Origin of the sequence: uncultured Sphingorhabdus sp., assembly GCF_937872355.1 — a bacterium.
Taxonomy (GTDB): Bacteria; Pseudomonadota; Alphaproteobacteria; order Sphingomonadales; family Sphingomonadaceae; genus Sphingorhabdus_B.
On the sequence record NZ_CALMSV010000225.1, the window covers coordinates 1 to 23,910 of the forward strand.

25 protein-coding genes, 1 tRNA gene and 1 riboswitch are annotated in these 23,910 nt (G+C 58.2%); of the genes, 10 read left to right on the plus strand and 16 right to left on the minus strand.

Features of this window, described 5'->3' with window-relative positions:
* Together Q0239_RS14740 and Q0239_RS14745 are read left to right on the plus strand one after the other, a co-directional pair.
* Nucleotides 1-535, plus strand: a 535-nt coding sequence (locus tag Q0239_RS14740; protein ID WP_298604209.1) for a helix-turn-helix transcriptional regulator, incomplete at its 5' end; no start/stop codon positions are given.
* Between the two features lie 4 nt (nt 536-539).
* On the plus strand, nt 540-1,724 hold the full coding sequence (locus tag Q0239_RS14745) for a glycosyltransferase (RefSeq protein WP_298604211.1): 1,185 nt from the start codon (nt 540-542) through the stop codon (nt 1,722-1,724).
* On the opposite strand, the gene secF is transcribed toward Q0239_RS14745, so the two are convergent.
* The 3 genes from secF to yajC are packed head-to-tail and all read right to left on the minus strand — an operon-like array spanning nt 1,721 to nt 4,622.
* On the minus strand, nt 1,721-2,701 hold the full coding sequence (gene secF / locus Q0239_RS14750; protein WP_298604213.1) for a protein translocase subunit SecF: 981 nt from the start codon (nt 2,699-2,701) through the stop codon (nt 1,721-1,723). The two genes, Q0239_RS14745 and secF, sit on opposite strands and share 4 nt — an antisense overlap.
* 12 nt (nt 2,702-2,713) lie before the next feature.
* Nucleotides 2,714-4,312 carry a protein translocase subunit SecD gene (gene secD, locus Q0239_RS14755; RefSeq protein ID WP_298604214.1) on the minus strand — a complete coding sequence of 533 codons (1,599 nt, stop codon included), beginning with the start codon at nt 4,310-4,312 and terminating at the stop codon, nt 2,714-2,716.
* Nucleotides 4,313-4,349: 37 nt separating this feature from the next.
* A complete protein-coding gene (gene yajC, locus Q0239_RS14760) occupies nt 4,350-4,622 on the minus strand; it encodes a preprotein translocase subunit YajC (protein ID WP_298604216.1) in 273 nt (90 codons plus the stop codon).
* 230 nt (nt 4,623-4,852) lie between these two features.
* On the opposite strand from yajC, the gene Q0239_RS14765 reads away from it, so the two are divergent.
* Nucleotides 4,853-4,929: transfer RNA gene (locus Q0239_RS14765), tRNA-Pro, on the plus strand.
* A 17-nt stretch (nt 4,930-4,946) separates the two neighbouring features.
* Here Q0239_RS14765 and Q0239_RS14770 read toward each other — a convergent pair.
* Genes Q0239_RS14770 through Q0239_RS14785 form a run of 4 tightly spaced genes read right to left on the minus strand, consistent with a single transcriptional unit; the run spans nt 4,947 to nt 9,140 of the window.
* Complete coding sequence (locus tag Q0239_RS14770; RefSeq protein ID WP_298604218.1) at nt 4,947-5,918, minus strand: nitronate monooxygenase family protein; 972 nt, start codon at nt 5,916-5,918, stop codon at nt 4,947-4,949.
* 31 nt (nt 5,919-5,949) lie between these two features.
* Complete coding sequence (locus Q0239_RS14775; RefSeq protein WP_298604219.1) at nt 5,950-6,726, minus strand: SDR family NAD(P)-dependent oxidoreductase; 777 nt, start codon at nt 6,724-6,726, stop codon at nt 5,950-5,952.
* A gap of 14 nt (nt 6,727-6,740) precedes the next feature.
* On the minus strand, nt 6,741-8,000 hold the full coding sequence (locus Q0239_RS14780) for an acyl-CoA dehydrogenase family protein (RefSeq protein WP_298604221.1): 1,260 nt from the start codon (nt 7,998-8,000) through the stop codon (nt 6,741-6,743).
* A 24-nt stretch (nt 8,001-8,024) separates the two neighbouring features.
* Nucleotides 8,025-9,140: an acyl-CoA dehydrogenase family protein gene (locus Q0239_RS14785; protein ID WP_298604223.1), complete on the minus strand. Its 1,116-nt coding sequence runs from the start codon at nt 9,138-9,140 to the stop codon at nt 8,025-8,027.
* Nucleotides 9,141-9,346: 206 nt separating this feature from the next.
* On the opposite strand from Q0239_RS14785, the gene Q0239_RS14790 reads away from it, so the two are divergent.
* The 4 genes from Q0239_RS14790 (at nt 9,347) to Q0239_RS14805 (ending at nt 13,156) form a co-directional block, all read left to right on the plus strand.
* Nucleotides 9,347-9,889 carry a glycosyl hydrolase 108 family protein gene (locus Q0239_RS14790; protein ID WP_298604225.1) on the plus strand — a complete coding sequence of 181 codons (543 nt, stop codon included), beginning with the start codon at nt 9,347-9,349 and terminating at the stop codon, nt 9,887-9,889.
* 47 nt (nt 9,890-9,936) lie between these two features.
* Nucleotides 9,937-10,350 (plus strand): holin family protein, encoded by a 414-nt coding sequence (locus Q0239_RS14795; protein WP_298604227.1) that lies wholly within the window; start codon nt 9,937-9,939, stop codon nt 10,348-10,350.
* 31 nt (nt 10,351-10,381) lie between these two features.
* A riboswitch (cobalamin riboswitch) is annotated at nt 10,382-10,565 on the plus strand.
* Nucleotides 10,566-10,661: 96 nt separating this feature from the next.
* Complete coding sequence (locus Q0239_RS14800; RefSeq protein ID WP_298604229.1) at nt 10,662-12,563, plus strand: TonB-dependent siderophore receptor; 1,902 nt, start codon at nt 10,662-10,664, stop codon at nt 12,561-12,563.
* A gap of 53 nt (nt 12,564-12,616) precedes the next feature.
* Nucleotides 12,617-13,156, plus strand: a complete 540-nt coding sequence (locus Q0239_RS14805) for a hypothetical protein (RefSeq protein ID WP_298604231.1) — start codon at nt 12,617-12,619, stop codon at nt 13,154-13,156.
* Here Q0239_RS14805 and Q0239_RS14810 read toward each other — a convergent pair.
* Entirely contained in the window at nt 13,140-13,658 is a 519-nt protein-coding gene (locus Q0239_RS14810; RefSeq protein WP_298604233.1) for a 2'-5' RNA ligase family protein, read from the minus strand. The two genes, Q0239_RS14805 and Q0239_RS14810, sit on opposite strands and share 17 nt — an antisense overlap.
* 234 nt (nt 13,659-13,892) lie before the next feature.
* Between Q0239_RS14810 and Q0239_RS14815 the strand changes: the two genes are divergently transcribed.
* Complete coding sequence (locus Q0239_RS14815) at nt 13,893-15,839, plus strand: alkyl sulfatase dimerization domain-containing protein (protein WP_298604235.1); 1,947 nt, start codon at nt 13,893-13,895, stop codon at nt 15,837-15,839.
* Between the two features lie 6 nt (nt 15,840-15,845).
* On the opposite strand, the gene mltG is transcribed toward Q0239_RS14815, so the two are convergent.
* The 7 genes from mltG to fabD form a co-directional block, all read right to left on the minus strand.
* Nucleotides 15,846-16,817 (minus strand): endolytic transglycosylase MltG, encoded by a 972-nt coding sequence (gene mltG, locus Q0239_RS14820; protein ID WP_298604237.1) that lies wholly within the window; start codon nt 16,815-16,817, stop codon nt 15,846-15,848.
* A 4-nt stretch (nt 16,818-16,821) separates the two neighbouring features.
* Entirely contained in the window at nt 16,822-18,084 is a 1,263-nt protein-coding gene (gene fabF, locus Q0239_RS14825) for a beta-ketoacyl-ACP synthase II (RefSeq protein WP_298604239.1), read from the minus strand.
* A gap of 142 nt (nt 18,085-18,226) precedes the next feature.
* Nucleotides 18,227-18,460 (minus strand): acyl carrier protein, encoded by a 234-nt coding sequence (locus tag Q0239_RS14830; protein ID WP_115549017.1) that lies wholly within the window; start codon nt 18,458-18,460, stop codon nt 18,227-18,229.
* Nucleotides 18,461-18,599: 139 nt separating this feature from the next.
* Nucleotides 18,600-19,154, minus strand: a complete 555-nt coding sequence (locus Q0239_RS14835; RefSeq protein ID WP_298604243.1) for a hypothetical protein — start codon at nt 19,152-19,154, stop codon at nt 18,600-18,602.
* Between the two features lie 22 nt (nt 19,155-19,176).
* Nucleotides 19,177-19,914, minus strand: a complete 738-nt coding sequence (fabG, locus tag Q0239_RS14840; RefSeq protein ID WP_298604245.1) for a 3-oxoacyl-[acyl-carrier-protein] reductase — start codon at nt 19,912-19,914, stop codon at nt 19,177-19,179.
* 1 nt (nt 19,915) lies between these two features.
* A complete protein-coding gene (locus tag Q0239_RS14845) occupies nt 19,916-20,710 on the minus strand; it encodes a crotonase/enoyl-CoA hydratase family protein (protein WP_298604247.1) in 795 nt (264 codons plus the stop codon).
* Nucleotides 20,711-20,713: 3 nt separating this feature from the next.
* On the minus strand, nt 20,714-21,652 hold the full coding sequence (gene fabD, locus Q0239_RS14850; RefSeq protein ID WP_298604249.1) for an ACP S-malonyltransferase: 939 nt from the start codon (nt 21,650-21,652) through the stop codon (nt 20,714-20,716).
* 235 nt (nt 21,653-21,887) lie between these two features.
* Here fabD and Q0239_RS14855 point away from each other — a divergent pair, with 235 nt between their 5' ends.
* Both Q0239_RS14855 and Q0239_RS14860 read left to right on the plus strand, forming a co-directional pair.
* Nucleotides 21,888-22,538, plus strand: coding sequence for a cytochrome b/b6 domain-containing protein (locus Q0239_RS14855; protein ID WP_298604251.1), 651 nt, complete (start codon nt 21,888-21,890; stop codon nt 22,536-22,538).
* Complete coding sequence (locus Q0239_RS14860) at nt 22,535-23,053, plus strand: hypothetical protein (RefSeq protein ID WP_298604253.1); 519 nt, start codon at nt 22,535-22,537, stop codon at nt 23,051-23,053. The genes Q0239_RS14855 and Q0239_RS14860 overlap by 4 nt, the downstream gene beginning before the upstream one ends.
* On the opposite strand, the gene Q0239_RS14865 is transcribed toward Q0239_RS14860, so the two are convergent.
* Nucleotides 23,050-23,871 (minus strand): LD-carboxypeptidase, encoded by an 822-nt coding sequence (locus Q0239_RS14865; protein ID WP_298604255.1) that lies wholly within the window; start codon nt 23,869-23,871, stop codon nt 23,050-23,052. The two genes, Q0239_RS14860 and Q0239_RS14865, sit on opposite strands and share 4 nt — an antisense overlap.
* Nucleotides 23,872-23,910: the final 39 nt, after the last annotated feature.

Consider the following 23,910-nt stretch of genomic DNA (forward strand, 5'->3'; position numbering starts at 1 on the left):
CGCCAAGGGATATACCCTGCTCGACGTTGCCGAGCGTTGCGACCCGCCAACCACCGCTCAAACGATAGGACGGCTGGAAACCGGCACACGGACATTGTCGCTCGACTGGCTGAACCGCATTGCCAGCGCGCTTGGGGTCGATTCAAGCGAACTGGTGCAACTTCCGGATCAGGAGGAGCTGCCGGTTGCAGCCCATCTTGGCATGGATGGTGTGCAGGCGCCGACTCAGGCCGATACGATGGTCGCGCCGCGCTTACACGGTGAAATGGTGGGGCTTCGTGTCATGGACAGCATCGGCGACTATAGGCGCAGCGATGAAATCTGGTGCGAGCAGTTACCGCCCGAACGCTTTGCCGATGCGCTCAACTGCGACGTGCTCGTCCCGCGCCCTGCAGGTCGCTTCCTGTTCGGACGGCTGTTGGGACGCGAGGATGGAAAGCTGCACTTGCTCCCCCTCGCTGCAGGTGCTCGCCAACAGGTGGTAGCTGACCCCGCATGGATTGCGCGCGCAAGTAAGCTGGTTCGCTCGCTTTAAAACCATGCGCGTTCTCTCGCTCTCGACCCTTTATCCCAGCGCCGCCGCGCCAAATTTCGGGCGTTTTGTCGAACTGTCGCTCGACGCCGCTGACGCCACTGGTGAGGTAGAGATTGTCCGTATCAGTCCCAATGGCCTGCCACCCTGGCCGCTCTCCCGGCTGCTACCTGCCTATCGCGAAAAGGCCGATCTGGCGCGCAAAGACATTTGGAACGGAAATACCGTCCTGCGCCCGCATTTCAAGCTGTTGCCCGGCATGGCTCCGGCTCGCAATCCGACCGCAATCGTAAAGGCCGTGCGGCCCCTCGCCCACAAACTGCACGCGGAAAGGCCGTTCGATCTGGTCGACGCACAGTTCTTCTGGCCGGATGGCCCGGCTGCGATGCAGATAGCAGACGCGCTAGACCTGCCCTTTTCCATCAAGGCACGCGGCGCGGATATCCATTATTGGACAACGATCGTGGATTGCCGCGAACAGATCGTCGAGGCAGCGCATCAGGCCGACGGTTTGCTGGCTGTTTCGGAAGCCATCAAGGCGGATATCGCCGCGCTTGGTGTCAACGCTGACAAGGTCAAGGTCCACCGCACCGGTATCGACCGCTCGCTTTTCTGCATAGCGACGGAAGCGCACGACTGGCTTCGTTCCCGCCTGCAAGTTCCGATTTTCGAAGCACTTCTTGTGAGCGTCGGTGCGCTTATTCCACGCAAGGGTCAGGGTTTTATAATAGAGGCGATGGCGCAAATCCCCGAAGCGCGGCTCGCGCTTATCGGTGAAGGCGAAGACCGGACGATGCTTGAGAAAATGGCGCATGATCTGGGCGTAGCAGATCGCGTTCATTTCCTAGGCTCGCTACCCCACGCCGAAATTGCCCATTATCTGCAGGCTGCCGACGTCGCTATATTGCCTTCAGCCAGCGAAGGTCTCGCCAATGCGTGGATTGAGGCGCTTGCCTGTGGAACGCCTTTGGTCATCACAGACACAGGCGGTGCGCGCGAGGTGATGCAATCCGCAGCGGCAGGCCGGATTGTCGAACGTAGCGCCGACGCCATCGCCTGCGCAGTGCACGAACTGCTGACATCTCCGCCCCACCGAGAAGCCGTCGCGGCAACCGTCGCCGACTATAGCTGGCAGGCAAACGGCGCCGCGCTGGTTGCGCATTGGCGCCGCTTATTGGGCACGGCTGCTTAAACCGTCCCCTCGTTCAAACGTTCGACCTTGCCGTCGGCAATTTTTTCTGCCGGTACAAAGCTGTCAGAACTGACACCGAACCAGATTAGGAAGGCCGCTGACTGGTAAACCGTCGAATAGGAACCAACGAAGATACCGAAGGCCATCGCAACGCTGAATCCGAAGATCACGTCCGGTCCGAAGAGCACCAGAACGACCAGCGGCGTCAGGATGGTCAAACTGGTCATCACGGTGCGCGACAGCGTTTCGTTGACCGAAAGGTCCAGCAAGGCGGGCATGTCCATCTTGCGATATTTCATCAGGTTTTCGCGGATACGGTCATATATGACGATGGTATCGTTGAGCGAGTAGCCGATAATCGTCAGCAACGCGGCAATGGTGTTCAGGTCGAACTCCATCTGCGTCAGCGAGAACAGCCCGAAGGTCAGCGTAACGTCGTGGATCAACGCCCAGATCGCACCGACGCCGAACTGCCATTCGAACCGGATCCAGATATAGGCCGCAATGCCCAGAGCCGCAGCAATCAGCGCGAACAGGCCCTTTTCGAACAATTCACTCGATACTTTGCCCGAAACCGAGTCCACCCCGTCGATACGTACCTTGGGATGGTCTTCCTTGACCTTGGCGATTATCTTTTCTGCCATTTCATTGGCAAGTTCAGGGTTCTTGTCCGCCCCTTCGGGCAGTTTCATGCGGATCGAAACCTGATTTTCCGCGCCAAAGCGCTGAATTGTAGGTTCGCCATAGCCCAGTTGGCCAATGCTTTCGCGAAGTTCCTCAACCGGTGCCGATTGCTCACCGACAAAGGTGGTTCGGACCATCTGCCCGCCGATGAAATCGACGCCAAAGTTAAGACCGCGAGTGGCAACCAACGCAATCGACGCAACCATCAGCAGGATCGAAATCCCGAATGCAATCTTCCGCCACTTGAGGAAGCCGATATTGGTGTTGTCTGGAACGAGCTTCAGAAGTTTCATGGTCGAACCCTCTTAAATATTCAGATCTTGCGGACGGGCACGCTTCACCCACCCTGCGACCCACATGCGGGTCAGCGTAACAGCGGTGAAAACCGAGGTTACGATACCGATCATCAATACGACCGCGAAACCACGGATCGGGCCGGAGCCAAAGATGAAAAGCAGAACCGCTGCAATGACGTTGGTGATGTTTGCGTCGAAAATGGCACGACTGGCTTCTTTGTAGCCATTTTCCAGTGCCTGGATAACGCGCCTGCCTTTCCGTCTTTCCTCTCGGATGCGTTCGTTGATCAGCACGTTCGCGTCCACTGCGGCACCAATGGTAAGGACAAAGCCGGCAATGCCCGGCAAGGTTAGCGTAGCGTTGAACAGCCCCATGACGGCAAGGATCATCGCGACGTTGATAATCAGTGCGAAGCTCGCATAGACTCCGAACCGGCCGTATGACAGGACCATCCACAACAGAACACCTGCGGTGCCGATCAGTGCAGCAAGTACACCGCTTTTGATCGAGTCCGCCCCAAGATCGGGCCCAACCGAGCGCTCTTCAACAACCTTCAGGTCAACAGGTAGCGCGCCGGAATTGAGCGCGATGGCCAGCTGGTTAGCGCTTTCAACGGTAAAGCTGCCCGAGATCTGCGACGATCCGCCCAGGATCGGTTCGTTGATACGCGGTGCGGAAATCACCTGCCCATCAAGGATGATAGCAAACAGCTTGCCGGTATTCTGCTGAGTCATGCGGGCGAAACGCTGGCCGCCCTCGCCATCGAACTGGATGTTGACGACTGGCTGGTTGTCTTGCGAATCAAAGCTCTGTTGAGCGCCGGTCAACCGGTCACCTGCAATGCCACCCAGACGGCGCACTGCGATGTAAGGGATACCGGTCGGGTTGTCGGGATAAGGCAATACCTGGCTGCCGACACGGGCCTTACCCTGCGCGGTCTGTTCGGGGTCGGCCCCTTCATCGACCAGCTTGAATTCCAGCTTTGCCGTCTTGCCGATCAGATCCTTCAGCGCCTGCGGATCCTGCAGACCCGGAACTTGCACAACGATGCGGTCGGCGCCCTGGCGGATAATCGTTGGTTCCAGCGTGCCGAGCGCGTTGATGCGGCGGTCGATAACGTCTTTGGCCGAATTCATCGCCTGATCGAGAACCGTGGTGTTGCCCGTACCGGATGGCGACAGAGTGATGCGATTGCCGTCGGTTACCTCTATGGTCCAATCGCGGCCGCCGGTGCTGTTTGCAGTAATCGGCAGCAATGCTTCGCGTGCAGCGTCAATCTGCGCGCTATCCGGAACAACAAAGCTCAACTTGCCACCAGTCCGGCTGACATTGTCGATCGAAATGCGCGGTTCGGCGCGGCGCATTGCCGTGCGGACACTGTCTTCCAGCGATTCCAGTCGGTCGCGCGCCAACTGCGCAGTATCGGCTTCCAGCAAGATGTGGCTACCGCCCGCAAGGTCAAGACCCAGGCTTATCGTTTCCTTCGGCACACCATCCGGAATACGGTCAAGCCATGCCTTGGGCAGGAAACTGGGGATTGCGACGAGGATGCTGAGCACAATCAGTGCGTTCAGCATCACCACCCGCCAACGTGGAAAATCGAGCATGAGGCTTCCCTAAGCTATGCGCTGCGTTATCGCAGGCTCAGTCGTTTGCCGGTTTGGCAGTGCGGCTCTTCACATCCGCGAGAGTGGACTTGAGCGCCTTTACGCGCACATTTGGGGCCAGTTCGACCTCGACATGATCATCGGCAACCTTGGTCACCTTGCCGATAAGGCCGCCGCCGGTCACGACTTCGTCATTCTTGCCAACCGCTTCGATTTTCGCCTGATGCTCCTTCGCACGCTTTTGCTGCGGGCGGATGAGCAGGAAGTAAAAGACGACGAAAATCAGCAGCAGTGGAAATACTGTTGTCATAAAAGCGTTTGCCCCAGAAACGGGAGCGCCCGCAGCTGCCGCGAATATCATGGACGATGTCATTATTGCTTTCCCCGATTGTTCTTGCTGGAGGGCAAATAGGAAGCCCTCCGGAAAATCCAAGGCGCGCGGTTACCACCATGGTAAATCACGCGCAACGGGAAAGCGTTTATCGGGCAATAAGGCCCCTTGCTTTTACGGATTTGCCGCCATATAGGCCGCGCTCCGGTCGGGACGTAGCGCAGCCTGGTAGCGCATCACACTGGGGGTGTGGGGGTCGGAGGTTCGAATCCTCTCGTCCCGACCAATTTTCCAAAACCCCTTCTAAGCAGCCACTTTTTTGCGGACAGCCTCTGCCTGCGCCATGATGTTTTTGACGAGGTCTGCACAGGTCGGGATGTCGTGGATCAGCGCTTGGCTCTGGCCGCTGGTCCAGATGCCGCCGTCGGTGTCGCCCGCGGCAAGCACATTTTCACGGCCACGCACGCCCGCCATCAATTCCTTCACATCGGCGAAAGTCTTGGTCGGGTCTTTCTGGATTTCGGCAACCTGCTCCGAAATCGCGTTGCGTGCTACGCGGGCGGTGTTGCGCAGGCTGCGGCCGACGAGGACGGTGTCGAGTTCGGTATTCTCTACGATCTTCTGCTTCACATTTTCGTGAATCTTGGCCTCAACGGTCGCACAGAAACGGGTGCCCATGTTGACGCCATCGGCACCAAGCGCGAGTGCCGCAACAAGGCTGCGGCCATCGGCCATGCCACCCGAAGCGATGATCGGGGTATCCGGCAGCGCGTCGACGGTGGCGGGAAGCAGCACGACAAGGCCCACATCATCCTCACCGGGGTGGCCAGCGCATTCAAAACCGTCGATCGAAATCACATCGACGCCCTTTTTCACAGCGGAAACCGAGTGGCGCACGCTGGTGCATTTGTGGATCACTTTGACGCCATTTTCCTTGAAACGCGGCAGGTGGTCGGTCGGGGCACGGCCTGCGGTTTCGACGATCTTCAGGCCCGACGCGATGATCGCCTCGCGATAATCGTCATAGGGAATCGGGTTGATCGAGGGCAGCAGCGTCAGATTCACGCCAAACGGCTTGTCGGTCAGCTTGCGGGTCTTTTCGATCTCGTCAAACAGCGCCTGCCCGCTTTCGAACATATGCGCGGTGATGAAGCCGAGCGCACCAGCATTGGCAACGGCGGCCACCAGTTCGCCATAGCCCACGCCGGTCATGCCGCCCATCACAATGGGGGTTTCCACACCGAACATTTCGGTAATGCGGGTCTTGATTGCCATTTGTCCTTCTCCTGATCCTGTTGTTTCTGAATTAGTTACGCGCACTCTGCCCATCATCGACGCGGATGACGGCGCCCGTCACGCATTCGGATGCGGGTGATACGAGATAGAGCAAGGTGCTGTCCATCTGTGCGGGATCGCAGATGCGCTTGCGCACCACATGCTGGCTGAGATCACCGACGCGTTCCAGCATGCCGTCGAGCATTTCGGTCTTGAACATGCCGGGGCAGATAGCGTTGACGTTGATGCCATATTTCGCCCATTCGAGCGACAGGGCCTCGGTCATCCGCGCGACCGCCGTCTTGGTAATCGCATAAAGCGCCGCGCCGTTGCCCGAATAGCTGTAATGCGCGACCGAGCTGATGTTGACGATACGCCCCGGCTTTTTTGCCGCCATCAACCGCCGCGCCACTTCGCACGATAGGATGTAGGGCGCACGGAGATTGACCCCGAGCACTCGATCGATCAGCTCGACCTCCATCTTGTGCGCGCGCTGGGCATCCGGAATGCCTGCATTGTTGATAAGGATATCGACGGTGCCATAGGCCTTTTCGAGCGTATCGACCGCCGCGAACAGCTGATCGGCATCGGTCGCATCCATCGGGATGCAGATAGCCTCGCCGCCAGCGGCGCGGATTTCCTCCGCAACCGCCTCAAGCCGGTCCACGCGGCGCGCCGCCAGCCCGACCTTTGCGCCGCACGCGGCAAGCGCCTTTGCAAAACGGACACCGAAACCCGACGAGGCACCGGTGACGAGCGCCACCCGCCCGTTCAAGTCATTCGACACATTGGGCAAAGGAAACGTCATCACCTGTCCTCCTATCAACGCCCGGTGGGCAGGTCCTTGAACGGTACGCCCTTGTCCACGCGGATTTCACCGGGCAGGCCAAGTACGCGTTCGGCGATGATGTTACGCAGGATTTCGTCGGTGCCGCCCGCGATACGTCCACCGGGCGAACCGAGGAACATTTCCTGGAAATCGGCATTTTCAACCGCAAGCGACGGATCACGGATTATGCCCGCCTGATCCTGCAGATCGACCATGAATTCGGCCAGATCCTGCATGCCGGCGGCCTGTACCAGCTTCGTCACCGATTGCTCGGGTCCCGGCGTCTTGCCCTGTGACAGTGCGGTCAGCGAACGCATGCCGGTAAAGCGCAGCCCTTCGGCGCGAACATAATGTTCGGCAATCTTTTCGCGCACCGTGCTGTTGTTCGACAGTGGATCGCCATTTTCGTCGCGGATTTTCTGCGCGACCTGCAATGCCTTGATAGCACCGCCGCCACGGGCACCGCCGCCGCCGCCGACCGATGCACGCTCGTTCATCAGCGTGATGATCGACACATTCCAGCCGTCATGCAACGCGCCGAGGCGCTGGCTATCCTTGATGCGAACGTCGGTGAAAAACACTTCGTTGAAACCGCGTGCACCCGACATCTGGTGGATGGTCTTGCACTGCACGCCGGGCGACTTCATGTCGATCCAGAACATGGTGAGGCCCTTGTGCTTCACCGCATCGGGATCGGTACGAACGAGAACGATGCCATAATCGGCATAATGCGCGCCCGAGGTCCAGATTTTCTGGCCGTTGACCACCCAGTCGAAATCGCCATTTTCGTCGACCGAGCTTTCGTCCTTGATCGCGCGGGTGCGGATGGCCGCCACGTCGGAGCCACCGGCGGGGTCGGGGGAGAGCTGGCACCAGATAGTCTCCCCCCCAACAGCAGGTCCGACGAAGCGCTTCTTGGTTTCATCATCGGCGGTCGCCATCACGGTCGGAATGCACATGCCGAGGCCGATCGCGAACGGACCGCCCAGCTGCACGCCCATGCGCGATTCTTCCTGTGCGAAGATCACGCTCTGGATGGTGGTGCCGCCACCGCCGCCCCATTCCTTGGGCCAACGGATTTGGGCATAACCAGCAGCAGCCTTTTTGGCCTGCCATGCCTTGCACGCATCCATCTGGCTTTCATCCTCGTCACCGAGCGATGCGCCCTTCACGCCGCGCGGCGCGTTTTCTTCGAGCCACGCGCGGACCTTGGCGCGATATTCGGCTTCTTCGGGAGTGTCGTTGAAATCCATTTTCTCGTTCCTTCCCTAAATATTTCAGGCCGCGTTGCGGCGTTCGAGCATGCTAACCAAACGGTGTTTCCAGTTCCGCGCCGAACCAGCGACCAGGGCCAATTGACGGCTGCGGCGATAATGCAGGTGGGCGTCGATTTCCCAGGTGAAGCCCATGCCGCCATGCACCTGGACATTTTCCTTGGCAGCGAACCAATAGGCATCGCACGCCGAAATGCGCGCACCAGCGGCGGCAATCGGAAGCTCGGGGGCATCACTATTGAGCGCCCAGGCACCGTAATAAGCATTGCCGCGCGCCAGCACGTTTTTGGCGTACATATCGGCAAGGCGATGCTTGATCGCCTGGTAGCCGCCAATCGCGCGACCAAAGGCAAAGCGTTCGAGCGCGTAGTTTTTGGCCATTTCGAGGCACATGTCGGAGCCACCGACCTGTTCGAACGCAATCAGCACCGCTGCACGGTCGTTGATGGCTTCAAACAGCGCGAGGCCGTCGCCCACTTCGCCAAGCCGCTCCACCGGAGCATCCTTGAATTCTACGCGCGCCGCTTCGCGCGAACGGTCGATGGTGTTGACTGCTTCACGGGCGACGCCGGGACCATTGAGGTCCACGATGTAAAGTGTTGGCTTGCCGCCTTCCTTGGCGAGGACAACCGCGTGATGCGCAACCGCGCCGTCGGTGACAGGCAGCTTCACGCCAGTCAACTTTCCGCCTGAAACTTCGGCACTGATGTTGGCAGCCGAAACCGCGCCGGCCTGTTCGGCACTTGCGATGGTGCCAATCAACTCACCGGTAACGACCTGCGGCAGATATTTAGCCTTTTGTTCGGCACTGCCCGCACGAAGCAACGCTTCAGCGAAGAAATAAACGGTCGAAGCGAAAGGCACCGGCGCGACTGCGCGGCCCAATTCCTCGGCAATGCAGCATAGCTCAAGATAACCAAGGCCAAGCCCGCCATGCTCTTCCGGAATTGCAGCGCCCAGCCAACCCTGTTCGGCGACCTGCGCCCAAAGCTCCGGATCGAAACCTGGGCTGTCTTCATCCATCAATTTACGGACGCGATCGGGCGGGCATTTGGCAGCGAGAAATTTGCGGGCCTCATCCTTCAGCGCCAGTTGCTCTTCGGAAAAATCGAAATTCATTTTGGGACCTCTCCTGTCATGCCTTCGGGCAGTTATTGATTCTTCAATACGCCATTCAGACTGTCGGGCAACAAGATTTAATCGCGCGATTAAAAAAATCGCGCAGCACAGGAAAAGCCCTGTATCCGAAAGTTTGGATTTTTCACTGTCCTACATTGTACCTATTTGGTTATTTGATTCGCGCAACACAAAAACGGATCGAAACAATGACCAATATCGACGAGCTGATCGACGACGTAATCGAACGTGAAGGCGGGTATGTGAACCACCCGGCCGACCGCGGCGGGCCAACAAATTGGGGGATTACCGAGGCTGTTGCGCGGCGACAGGGCTATGTCGGCGACATGCGCGATTTATCGCGGAGCGACGCGGCGGCAATCTATAAACGGCTCTACTGGTTTAAGCCGCGCTTTGACGAAATCGCAGACCACACCCCTGCCCTCGCCGCAGAGATGTTTGACACTGGCATCAACATGGGCACCGGAACAGCCACGGCCTTTCTGCAACGAGCCCTCAACGCGCTCAACCGTGAAGGCCGGGATTATGCCGACCTCGCCATTGACCGGCAAATTGGCCCCGAAACCATCGCCGCATTACAGGCTTTCCTGCGCAAACGCGGCGCAGGCGGTGAGGCTGTGCTGCTCAAGGCGGTCGAGGCATTGCAAGGCGCGCACTACATCAACATCGCCGAGGCGCGGCCTAGCCAGGAGGCCTTTGTTTATGGCTGGCTCGCCAACCGGATTGGCTGAATGCCCTCGTTTCAAGTTAGATTTTGATGAAACTTTTGGAGGAAAACATGGCAATTATCGAAACCCTGATCGGCCCCATCGCTGCGCTGATCGACAAGCTGATCCCCGATCCCAAGGCGCGAGACGCGGCAAAGATCGAGCTGATCAAATTGCAGGGTAGCCAAGAACTGGAAACGCTGCGCACCCAGTTGTCCGCGATCCTTGCCGAAGCACAATCACCCGACCCATGGACCAGCCGGGCAAGGCCGAGCTTCCTCTATGTGATGTATACCATCATCCTCTGGTCGCTGCCCATGGGCCTGATCGCCGCCTTTCGCCCGCAAGCCGCTCTCGACATAGCAGCAGGCATGAACGCCTATCTGAGTGGCCTGCCCGAACCGCTCTACGCGCTCTTTGGCACCGGCTATCTCGGTTACACGGCGGCCAGGCAATGGGGCAAAGTGAAGGGCGTCGAGAAATAGGCTCTATTGACGGAGTGATTGCGTCGGCCTATCCGCCCTCCCCGTAACAGGTGCCCCGGGAAAACGGGGTGAAAAGGGAAGCCGGTGTCAATCCGGCGCTGTACCCGCAACTGTGACCGGCGAGCGAAGCCCAGAATGACCACTGTGCAAACGGGAAGGTCGGGCCAAGCGATGACCCGGGAGCCAGGAGACCTGCCTGTTGCAGCCAGTCCTTCGCCCGTGCGGGAAAACGCGGACGATCGAATGAAGCTCCTCAGGAGCTTTCCTTCGCGTGACGGCATTTGAATGCAACGTCACAGGAAGGATATTTCATGACCATATTGAAACTGACGGCAGCCGCACTGGCGATACTGCCGTTCAGCGCGCATGCCCAAACCACAACCGGAACCGAAGATGTGATCGAGGACGATGGTGGGTGCTGCAGCTTTTATTCGGAGCGCCTGCAATCTCGAGACACGATAGTCGTCACCGCCACCGGCACAGAATTGATGGCCAGGAAGAGCGGCTATTCGGTTTCGAACATCGGCATCGATGAGATCGAGTTGCGCCAGCCCTCAACCTTATCCGACCTGCTGGCCACCCTTCCCGGCGTGACGGTGTCCAATACCGGCCCGATTGGCGGCTTTTCGGCGGTCCGCATCCGTGGTGCCGAAGGCGAGCAGACGCTGACTTTGATCGATGGGGTTCGCGTGAACGACCCCTCCTCCCCCGGAGGCGGTTTTGATTTCGGTAATTTGCTAATCGGCAATATCGACCGGGTCGAGGTGCTGCGCGGGCCGAATTCGGTGCCTTGGGGCAGTCAGGCGATTGGCGGTGTAGTCAACATCATCACCGCCCGCCCCGGATCCGCCAACAGCCGCGCCGTGCGCGCCGAATATGGCAGCGACAACCGCACCAATCTGGTCGGCCAATATGGGATATCGGGCGATAGGATTTCGGCGAGCATTGGCGGTGGCTACTTCCGCGACGACGGGATTTCCGCGGCGGCCAATGGCAGCGAGGCCGATGGCTATAAGCAATATGCGGCCAACGGGGCTCTTGAGGTCAAACTCAGTGACACGGTGAGCATCGATCTGCGGGGATTGTATTCGCACAGCCGCGCGGAACTGGATGGATTTCCCCCGCCCTTTTACAGCCTATCGGACACACCCGAATATTCGACCGGTCAGCAGGTGATCGGCTATGCTGGCATCAATGCTGAAATCGGCAATCTGAAGAACCGGATTGCCCTCACCGTCAACGACATCAACCGCGACAATTTTGCCGCTCCGGGAGCAGCCTCACCCGACTTTTTGTCGCGTGGTCGGACGGAACGATTCGAATATCAGGGCGATTGGCAACTCGCCCAGCCGGTACGCGCCGTATTTGGTATCGAGCATGAACGGTCACGTTTCACTGACGGATTTGCGCCCGCCAAAACCCGGCATTCGGGCGCATATGTGCAAGCAATCATCGATCCGCTCGACACGATAACGATAACCTTGGGTGCCCGCGTCGACGACCATAAAAGCTTTGGCACCAAGGCGACATTCAGTGCGAACGCCGCATGGCGCCCCACATCCCAGACGGTCATCCGCGCAGCTTATGGTGAAGGGTTCAAGGCACCGACCTTGTATCAGCTTTTCAGCTTTTATGGCGATCCGGGTTTGCAGCCAGAAGTCGCCAAAAGCTATGAACTGGGCTTTGAGCAAGGCCTGCTCGATGGTCAATTGCGCTTTGGCGCAACGGCGTTCCAGCGTCGCACGCAAAACATGATCGATTTCGATCTGCTTATCTACCGTTACAACAACATCATTCGGTCACGCGCCAAGGGGATCGAAACCTTTGTCGAACTACGCCCCAGCGACCGCTTCAGCGTCCGTGCAAACTACACCTATGTCGATTCGGAAAAGCGCGAGGATGGTGCCGTGAATTTCGTCCACCATCTCCGCCGACCGGTGCACAGCCTGAATGCCAACATCGACTGGCAAGCGTTTGGCAAGTTGAAACTGGGCGCCGACTTGCGTCTGGCCAGCGATAGTCTCGATGGCTTTGGCGGTTCGGTACGAATGGACGGCTATGCCTTGGCGGGTATTCGCGCCGCCTATGAAGTCAGCGACGCACTTGAACTTTATGGCCGCGTCGAAAATGCAGGCGATACCGATTACCAAACTGTCGCGGGCTACAAAGCCTATGGCCGCAACGCCCATATCGGGCTGCGCGCGAAATTTTAGGGAGTTGACGGTCGGCCGATGGCCGCTACCGTTGGAATGACAAGGAAGGGAATATGATTATGGCAAATGAATTGCTGAACGCGAAAGCCGCCGCATGGCCTGCCACTTTGGCTGGTGCAACGGTGCTGGGCAGCCTTGCGCTTGCCTGCATATTCCCTTTCGCGGCAATCGCAGCGCTGGCTGCACTGACCATGGACCGCCGCAGTGGCATAGCTCTGGTCGGCGCGGTTTGGGCGGCCAATCAGGCAGTCGGCTTCCTGCTGATGAACTTCCCCTGGGATGCGCAGGCTGTCGGCCATGGCATCGCGATCCTTGCCGCTACGCTGGCCGGGTTTGGCGTCGCGCGCTTTGTTGCAAGCAAATTCGAAGGCAGCGTGCTTCGCAGCGTCGCAGCGCTCGCTTCGGCCTTTGTCGTCTACGAAGTGCTTCTGCGTGCATATGCCCAGTTTGGCGGCGGAGCAGAAAACTTCTCTGCAGAAATCGTCAGCGGTGTCGCGATTAATGACGCGATGTGGTTCGCAGGCCTGATCGCGCTGCGTTGGGCAATTGGCCAAGCCACCGGCGAAAAGGCAATCTTCAGCGCCGCCCGCTAAATTTCCAACTCTGGATAGGCTCCCACGGGCCGCCGCGATAAAAATGCGCGGCGAGCCCTGAGATTTCCAGCGGCCGCGGTGCAAAGTCGGTTGAAAGCTCGGCGAACAACTCCTTGGCAACAGCTGGCTCAACCTTGTTCTGCACGGTGATATGCAAACGCGGCTTGGCCTGATCCTGCGGTGTCAGCAGGCCGTGCAGGTCAGCCGCCAGTTCCTCACGCATGGTCAACAGATCCGGGCACTCGACCCGATAGGCCACGCCCCGCCCTAAAAACATCACGTCGCGCAACCATGCTTCGGGCTGCGGAAATTCATGGGCCAACCCTGCCAGCCGCGCCTTGATCTCCGGCCAATGCCCCGGCGGCAGATGGTGAAACAGCGTGATATGCGCGTGCAGATAATTCCGCTCCGGTGGGAAATGCTGTGTCCGAAGCACATTGGTCCAGGCCTGATCGGCCTTCCCCATGGTTGCAGTGACGATGATAGGCGCGGTTTCCTGCATCGCGCTGGATTATGCGCTTCACCGATATGCTTCAAGATAGGGAGATTGCCGGAACCGGGCGAGGGTTTGGAGGGGGAGGTATTGGCACCGGCCCCGGCGATGAGGGTGCACTAGCCGTGCCTCTCGCTGGAGTGAAACCGAGTGTCTCGCATTCACTAATCGACTTGAGCGATATCAATGAGGGTTGCGGTAGGTCGCCTTACTGACTTAGGTGTCAGTCGAGGGAGAGAAAATATGCGTCTGATTCCGCTTTTGTTGCTGGGTGTGGCGACACCCGCGATTGCCGCCGATCCTGCATTGGAACCTAAGCCTGCAAGTGAGGCTACGATTGCCGCGCAAAAGGCCGAGGCAGCGAACCTGCCGGTAGAGGACGGACGCGATCTGCAATTTGCGCAGCAGGGGTTCGTGGCTACCCGCACCGACCCGATCATCCGCGCCAAGGATGGCCGCCCGGTCTGGAACCTTGACGCCTATAAGTGGATGGAGGGCGAAGCCCCCACCACAGTCAACCCCAGCCTATGGCGGCACATGACCGTTCTGCGCCATCACGGACTGTTCAAAGTCACCGACAATATCTGGCAGGTGCGCGGCTTCGATGTGTCCAACATGACTGTCATCAAAGGGCTGACCGGCTGGATCCTGATTGACCCGCTAACCACGCGCGAAACTGCTGCGGCGGCGCTCGAACTGGTGAACAAGGAACTCGGCCCGCGCCCGGTTACCGGCGTGATCTACAGCCACAGCCATGGCGACCATTTCGGTGGCGCGCGCGGCGTGACCACTGAGGCCGATATCAAGGCTGGTAAGGTCGCCATCATCGCGCCTGAACATTTCATCGAAGAAACCGCGTCCGAAAATGTGATGGCCGGCGGTGCAATGGGGCGGCGCGCCAATTACCAGTTTGGCACGGGTCTTACGCCCGGCGCTCAAGGCCAAATGGGCAGCGGCATCGGCAAGGGTGTTGCAGGCGGTGAAATCACTTTGCTAACACCGACCGACACTATCCAGAAAACGGGCGACAAGCGCGTTCTCGACGGGGTCGAACTGGAGTTCCAGATGGTCCCGGAATCCGAAGCTCCGGCGGAAATGAATGTCTATGTGCCCACAGCACGCACTTTCCTCGCCGCAGAAATCGCCACATGCACATTGCACAATGTACTGACACCGCGTGGGGCTAAGGTGCGTGACACACTGGCTTGGTCGCAATATCTGGGCGAAGCAGTAAATCTCTACGCGGGACGCAGCGATAACATCATGTCCAGCCACTGCTGGCCGCGTTTCGGGCAAAAGGAAGTCGAAGGCTGGCTATCCGGGCATCGCGACAATTATCGCTACCTCCACGACCAGACGGTGCGTTTGATGAACAAGGGGTACACGCAAACTGAAATTGCCGAGCGGCTGAAGGCCCCTCCTGCCCTCGCCAACCAATGGTTCAACCGCGGCTATTATGGCACCTACAGCCATAATTCGAAGGCGATCTACCAGCGCTATCTGGGTTGGTATGATGCGATTCCGGCCAACCTCAACCCGCACCCACCCGAGGAACGCGGTAAGCGTCTTGTGGCTGCTATGGGTGGCTCCAAGAAAGTGGTGGCAGAAGCCAAGCGCGCAATGAACGCCGGCGACTATCGCTGGTCCTCCGACCTGCTCCATCAACTCGTCTTCGCAGACCCCAAAAACGCGGAAGCGCGTGCTCTGCTGGCCGACAGCTATGAACAGCAGGGCTATCAGGCGGAATCGGCGATCTGGCGCAACCAGTTCCTCACAGCAGCCAGTGATCTGCGGAAGGGTATGACGCCCAGTATTGCGACACAAAGCGTTGATATGATTTCGGCGATCGCAACACCGTTGCTGCTCGATTCTGTCTCAACGCGGCTCAATCCGGAAATCATCAAAGACACAAAGTTGAAAATCAACTTTGTGATTTCGGACCGGCAGGAAAAAGCCAAAGTCAATGTCGGCAACGCCGTAATGATTAGCGAAATGGGTGCAGCCCATGGAACGCCCGACGCAACCGTGACTGGCCCGCGTCAGCTGTATCTCGCCATGCTGTTCCTGAAAATGCCGTTGGCCCAGCTAGAAGCCGCAGGATTGAAGATCGAGGGCGATAAAGCCGCTGTTGAAGCCCTTCAGGCAGCCCTTGATCCGATGCCAACTGCCTTCAATATAGCCGAGCCGTAAGCGGGGTTACATTTCCCCCCGCTCGCGGCGGATTGCGTACCATTTTTCGACATTGGCATTATGCTCTTCGAGCGTCTTGGCAAAGATATGGCCGCCGGTGCCATCGGCCACGAAGAACAGATAGTCGGTCTTTTCCGGATCGAGCACCGCCTCGATCGCTGCACGCGACGGGTTGGCAATCGGGCCCTTAGGAAGGCCGACCATCGAGTAGGTGTTATAATCATTTACCGAAGCGATTTCGGACTGGCGGATGCGCCGTCCCAGCGGCTTCCCCTTGGTGATCGGATAGATGATCGTAGGGTCAGCCTGCAGCATCATTCCGACTTTCAGCCGGTTCGAGTAAACACCAGCCACGATCCTGAGTTCGGATTTCTTGGATGTTTCCTTCTCGACAATCGACGCCAGCGTGACCGCCTCCTGCGGCGTTTTCACGACCGCATCGGAGCTTCGCTTGGGCCAAAGTTCGTCGATGGTCTTTTTCATGGATGCCTGCATGCGCGCGACAACGGCAGCGCGGGGCTCTCCCTTTTCGAAGGCATAACTGTCTGGCAGAATCGAGCCTTCGGACGGAACGGGGATCTGCCCGGTCAACCGGTCATTCGCCATCAGCCTTTCATAAACCATGATCGACGGCATACCTTCGGGCACGGTGACCATGCGTTGCACGGTTTTTCCGCCGGTCAGGATCGACAGGATTTCGGAGTTGGAGGCCCGGGCGGGGATAAGGAACTCCCCGGTTTTGATGGTGCTGGAGGCTCCAAAAATCCGGGCCCGGTTAACAAAGGCATCGGCAGACTTGATCGCGCCCATATCCTCCAACTGCTCTGCAGTCGAGCGGATGCTGGCACCCGACTTGATGACAATCGCAGTTTCCTTCGCCAGCGGCCCGGCCGCATTCCATCCATAGATGAAATTTCCTGCGATGATCAGGAACAGCAGGCCGCCCGCAACGAGCAGCCCTTTGAACAGCCGGTTCATTCGATCAGATGGCCTTTACGATAAGGCTGGCATTGGTGCCGCCGAAACCGAAACTGTTGTTGAGCGCTGCCTTGACCTCCCGCTTCCGGGCAACATGCGGAACAAGATCGACGCCCTCGGTGCCTTCGTCAGGATTGTCGAGGTTCAGCGTCGGCGGCACGATCTGGTCGCGGATTGCGAGGATACAGAAGATCGCCTCAACCGCGCCGGCGCCGCCCAAAAGGTGGCCGATCGCCGATTTGGTGCTGCTCATCGATGCGCCGCTCAGATCATTGCCAAGTACGCGCTTTACTGCGCCTAGCTCGATCGTGTCCGCCATGGTCGAGGTGCCATGCGCATTAACATAGTCAATGTCGCCAGCCTCAAGCCCTGCCTTGCGCAGCGCCATCCGCATCGCGAGTTCGGCACCCTTGCCTTCCGGGTGCGGTGCGGTGACGTGGTAGGCATCGCCCGAAAGGCCATAGCCCACAACTTCGGCGTAAATTTTCGCACCTCGCGCCTTGGCATGCTCATATTCTTCGAGCACGACGACGCCAGCACCTTCACCCATTACAAAGCCATCGCGATCCTTGTCATAGGGGCGGCTCGCCTGTTCCGGGCGATCGTTGAAGCTTGAATTGAGCGCCCGTGCCTGGGCAAAACCGGCTACGCCCAGCGGGTTGATTGTGCTTTCGGCTCCACCCGCCAACATGATATCGGCATCGCCATCCTTTATCATGCGCGCCGCATCGCCAATCGAGTGCGCGCCAGTCGAGCAGGCAGTCACCACGGCATGATTCGGGCCCATCAGGCCATATTTGATCGAAACCTGACCGGAAATCAGGTTGATCAGGCGACCATGGACGAAGTGCGGCGAAACGCGGCCCGGGCCTTTTTCGTGGAGCACGATTGATTCGCTCTCAATGCCCGGCAGGCCGCCAATGCCCGATCCGATCGAGCAGCCAGTGCGGGTTTTGAGGTCATCGTCCATATCGGTGAGACCGGCATCTTCGAGCGCCTGTCCGGCGGCATCAATGCCATAGACGATGAACGGATCAACCTGACGCTGGATCTTGTGATCGACGCGCTTATCCGGATCAAAACCCCAAGGATGGTCTTTGGGCTTCACTTCGCAAGCGATATGGCATTTCTGGCCACCGGCTTCTGCGTCGAAGCGGGTGATTTTCCCCGCGCCCGATTTTGATGCCAATAGGTTCGCCCAAGTCGTTTCAACATCGCCACCAAGCGGCGTAACCAGACCCAGACCCGTAACTACAACCCGACGCATGTGAAGCTCTCCATCGTGCAATTTCTTTGCGCCCATTAAGGCGAGCGCGAGCAAAAAAGCAAACGGCTTTCCAGCAGGTTCACGCCTGTCCGGAAAGCCGTTTGAAAAATACGATCATATAGCTGCTAAATGCAGCCCCAACTTAGCTGTTGGCGTTGATGAAATCGATCGCGTCCTTGACGGTCGAGATCTTTTCGGCCGCATCGTCGGGGATTTCGACGTTGAATTCTTCTTCGAACGCCATGACCAGCTCGACAATGTCGAGGCTGTCTGCGCCCAGATCGTCGATGAAGCTTGCAGCTTCGGTGACCTTGTCAGCTTCAACGCCGAGATGTTCGACGACAATCTTCTTAACCCGATCCGCGGTGTCGCTCATTTTATGCCCCTTCTTGTTTGGGATTCGAATAACGAAATCCGCCCCTAATGCCCAGCAACGCGGCTGGCAAGGGGGGAGCGGTAATTGGAGGAATTCCGCCGCCTAATATCGCAGCGTCGCGGGTATTCGACCGCCAAATTTATCTAGCTGCCTCGGCAAACCGTCTCGCCGCCAGCCGCGATTGCGCCAAATGCGCGAAATAACGCCCCAAATTCGCGGACATTTCCTGTGTCCACTTATCGCCCATCTTGCTGACGAGCATATCGTTCGCTTGGCGCAAGATTGCGCTATTTTCAGGATCCCTGAAAATCGTCTGCAGATCGTCGGGCGATTTTTCATCCAGCAGAGCTTCAAATTCGATAGTATTTACGCCCAGGTCAGCCAGTTTTTCTTCAAGCGCTGTGCCGGAAATGATCGAAACGTTGAATTCAAAAGCCGCCACTGCGTCGGCATCGCCCCAGGCATTATCTTCTGCGCAGATGTCAATTGCCGCTTCGATTTTGGCATATTGCGCGTCGGTCAGTTCGCCATTCGCCGCTACCAGCCCTTCATGCCACGAGTTAAGCTCTGGTTCGCCAAGCTGTTCAAGCGGACACAGCACGTCTTTCATCGACAGATCACTTGCGTACGCAGGCAATGCACATCCCAAAGCGGCACTGAAAATAGCCGCTCCGGCTGCAAGCTTTACTCTCATATCTGCCCCCCGTTTAGTCCAATTACAGCATTGCCATCCCGCCATTCACGTGGAGGGTCTGGCCAGTAACATAGCCGGCCTCTTTCGAGGCAAGATAGGCAACCGCAGCGCCGATATCGCTGCCTTCGCCCATGCGACCCATCGGGATTCGCGCGTTGAGCGCTTCTTTTTGCGCGTCGGGTAACACGTCGGTCATCGCTGTACGGATGAAGCCGGGCGCGACGCAATTCACAGTGACATTCCGGCTGGCGAGCTCTGCCGCCAACGCCTTGGACATGCCCACAAGACCTGCCTTCGATGCCGCATAGTTGACCTGCCCTGGGTTGCCGGTCGCGCCGACGACGCTGGTTATGGTGATGATACGACCAAAACGCGCCTTCATCATCGGCTTGGTCGCCGCACGCATCAGGCGGAAGGCCGCTTCGAGGTTGATACGGATCACCTCTTCCCACTCCTCATCCTTCATCCGCATAGCGAGATTGTCACGGGTGACGCCGGCATTGTTGACCAGGATGTCGATCTGGCCAAGCTTTTCGAGCGCTGCAGGAACCAGCGCCTCGACGCTGTCCTTGTCACCAAGATTACACGGCACAGCTACATGGTCGCCGCCCAAGGAGCCGCGGAATGCCTCCAACTTTTCGACATTGCTGCCCGATACCGCGAGCCGTGCGCCCTGCCCCGCCAACGCATGGCAGATCGCACTACCAATCCCGCCTGAAGCGCCGGTCACGAGCGCGGTCATGCCTGTTAGATCGAACATCTTATTCTCCTGTGAAGACCGGTGCGCGCTTTTCGATAAACGCGTTGATTGCCTCGTCATTGTCGCGCGTATTGTGCGCAAGGCTCTGCATCGCCGCTGACATTTCGAGGATATTTTTGAGGTCCGCCATCTGGCCTTCCCGCAGCAGGCGCTTGGTCATGCGCACGGCATGCGGTGGGTTGGCAGCAATTTTGGCTGCGATTTCGCGCGCCTTTTTCAGCAAGTCTGCATCGGGAACGACATGGCTGACCAAACCAATCTTGAGTGCCTCTGCCGCGTCTATCATTTCACCGGTCAGCGCCAATTCAGTCGCCCGGCTGAAACCCACAATGCGCGGTAACAGCCACGCTCCGCCATCACCGGGAATGATACCCAGCTTGACGAAGCTTTCGGCGAATTTGGCGCTTTCGGCTGCAACGCGCACATCGCACATCGTTGCAAGGTCAAGCCCCGCACCAATCGCATGGCCATTAACCGCCGCCACGACCGGCACTTCCAACGCCTGGAACATCAGCGGCAAGCGCTGGATGCCATATTTATAGTTGCGACGCGTTTCGACCGGATTGCCCGAACGCAGGCCGCCGCTATCGGGGCGCATCTGCTTCAGATCACCGCCGGCGGAGAAAGCCGTACCCGCACCTGTCAGGATTACACAACGTACTGAAATGTCGCGGTCAGCCTCTTCAAAGGCATTGCAAATCGCATCCACAACAGCGACGTCTGAAATCGGATTACGCTTTTCGGGCATGTTGAGGGTGATGGTAAGGATCGACCCGTCACGTTCTTGCAAAAGCATTGCTCAAAGCTCCTTCAAAACGGCTTCGATGTCGTCCATCGAAATGATGCTGGCGGTTGCAACTTCGTCGCCTGCGCTGCGCTTCACCATCGGCGACAGCACTTTGCCGCCAAATTCATAGAAATGCGTCGCGCCGGCATCGCGCATGGCAATCGCCGACTCACGCCAGCGCACGCGGCCGGTAACCTGTTCGACCAACAGGCTGCGAATTTGATCAGGCTCTGAAACAGGTGCCGCAAGAACATTTGCGAAGACGGGAACATAAGGCGCGTTGATCGCGGTCTGACCCAGCGCGTCGGCCATGCGGTCAGCTGCGGGCTGCATCAGCGGGCAGTGGAAGGGTGCCGAAACGGGCAGCAGGATGCCGCGCTTAATGCCATGATCCTTTACCAGTTCAATCGCGCGATCGATGGCACCCTTGTGGCCTGAAATAACAACCTGTGTCGGATCATTGTCGTTGGCAACAGTGCAGGTTTCGCCCTGAGCCGCCGCCGCCGCCAAGGCCTCCGCCTTTTCGATATCGGCACCGAGCAAAGCGGCCATGGCACCGACACCGACAGGAACCGCGGCCTGCATCGCCTGCCCACGCAACTTGAGAAGCTTTGCCGTGGTAGCGAGATCGAATGCCCCCGCAGCACATAAGGCGGTATATTCGCCAAGGCTATGGCCGGCGACAAAATCGGCCTTTTCAGACAGCTTCACGCCGCCTTCCTTTTCCAGCACGCGCAATGTCGCAATGGCATTGGCCATGATCGCGGGTTGGGCATTTTCGGTAAGCGTCAGGTCGCCTTCGGGGCCTTCGCACATCAGCTTGAACAGGCTTTGTCCAAGCGCATCGTCGACTTCCTGAAATACTTCGCGCGCAACCGCACTTGCCTCGGCCAGCGCCTTGCCCATGCCGACAGCCTGGCTGCCTTGCCCCGGAAAGATGAATGCCCGCATGTTCGCCCCCTTGTGCATAATGTCGTTCCCAGCCGCCTATGGCGGGAAAGCCCATCATGCAAGCAGGAGTGCGCGTCAGGAGCTGATTGTTGTGAACAAAAAAGACCAGCCAGCGAGTGTCGTTCTGAAGCCTAAGCAATTGCGTATACAGGCAGCATAAGCGGCTGTCGGATGGACGGCAGCGACCATTCGCGCCACTTGCGGCACGTAATTATCGCAAAAAGCGGAGCAGATCATGTCCAATTCCGTCCTTTCAAAAAGCTGGGACCCGATTGTTAAGCTTACCCACTGGGGTGTCGCGTCCGCCGTCATTGCCAATGCAATCTTCACCGAAGAAGGATCGGGATGGCATGTCTGGGTTGGCTATGCGTTGGCTGGCCTTCTCCTACTACGCTGGCTGTGGAGCCTGGTTGGCACGCGCAATGCGCGCTTTTCGGCCTTTCCGCCCAATCCACTCAAAGCCCTGCGCTATGTGGCAGCTGCCCGCAAAGGCGAAGTTCAGCATTTCAGTTCGCATAACCCAATCGGGACGTTGATGGTCTACGCGTTATGGGGTTGCCTTGCTGTCATTGTTGCCAGCGGGATTGCGATGTCAGGCCCACCGCCTGCCAATCCGAATGTGCGTGAGGTGGGTGAAGTAGTAGAAGCGACAGAGTTTAGCACCACGTCCGAAAGCGACGAGGAAGGCGAGGAAGAAGGACGGGAGGAAGCAGAAGATGGGGGCGAAGGCGGTGAAGAGGTTCTTGAAGAAGTCCATGAAGTTGCCGTCAACCTGCTCTATGTGCTGATCGCGTTGCACATATTGGGTGTCCTGTTCGAAACAATGCGGCATGGTCGTGGAACGGTGGGAGCGATGATTCCCTTTATGAACCGAAGGATGCCATGACGCGAAAAGTCGACATATCAGCAACGACCGGCACCGCAAGGGCCGGTCTTGTTGCGGTAATTGTCGGTATTCAGGCGATAGCTGCGATTTTTTTCATCGCTGACGCCATCGGCGATTTGGCCGCTGGCGAAATGGATTTTCACATTTTGGTCGAGGCGCTGATCGCCTTTGCCCTGCTCGCTGGGGTCGGCATCGGCGCATGGATGGCGCGCCGCCTGCTCGCCGAAGCGCAGGAACGCGAAAGGGTGCTGGCGATCGCTTCCGGTTCACTGACCGAGCATATCCAGTTGCGCTTCCGCGACTGGAATCTGACCGACGCCGAGGCAGAAGTGGCTCTCTTCGCTATCAAGGGCTGTGATGCAGGCGAGATCGCCCTATTGCGCGGTGCAGCACCCGGTACGGTGCGTGCCCAACTGAGCCATGTTTACGCCAAGTCAGGCGTCGGCACACAGGCCGAATTGGTCAGCTTATTCATCGATGACTTGCTGCAAGTGGACCTGCGAAATCCAGCCTAGCCGATTGCGCCGAACGGCACGACCTTATTGGCACTATCGTGCCCGATATCTGCTTCTCCAAGATAAGAGATACCGAAACGCTTGCACCAGCGCTGCGCAATTTCTTCGGCCGTCTCGCCAAAGGGGCGGTCATTTTCCGGTACATCGCTGACGCGGCCGAGGCGCAAGCCTGCAAGGCCGACTCCCTTCAAATGCTCGCCAACATGGAAAAAAGCACGGTCAAAGGCGTAGAGATATTCACTGACTTCCTCGATCATCAACACATGCCCCCTAAGATCGGGCATCAACGGCGTGCCGACCAGCATGGCAAGCGTCAACAGGTTGAAAGCCGCATATTTATGGCCTGCAATTATGTTTGATTCGAGAGACTTGGAATCGCCTTTTACCAACCAGTCCAATGAACGCTTGACCGCCTCCTCGCCACCTTCGCGACGAATATCAGTCGGCATAGGGCCGTGAACCGGCCAGCCTATGCCTGCCTTATAAAGTGCCGCGAGTAAGTTGCCCTGATCGCTGTAGCCAAGATAGCTTTTCGCTCGGGCCGGAGCCTTGAGCTGTTTCACTGCATCTTCGGCAATCCGGCAAGCGCCGTAGCCACCGCGCACGAACCAGATGGCATCAAATGCAGGGTCGTTGGCCAGGCGTACAAATGCCTCAAGCCTTTGCGCATCATTACCTGCAAAATGGCCCTGTTCGAAGAAGCATTGGTCATCAAAGACCAGTTCGACTTCGGGATGGCTTTCTGCCGCCAGCGCCGTAACCCGAACGGCATCCTCGCGTGTGAAGGGCGTTGAAGGTGCGCAAATTGCTATCCTCATAGTTCCTCCCCCGATAAGCGATTGCCAAAATTGCCCCCG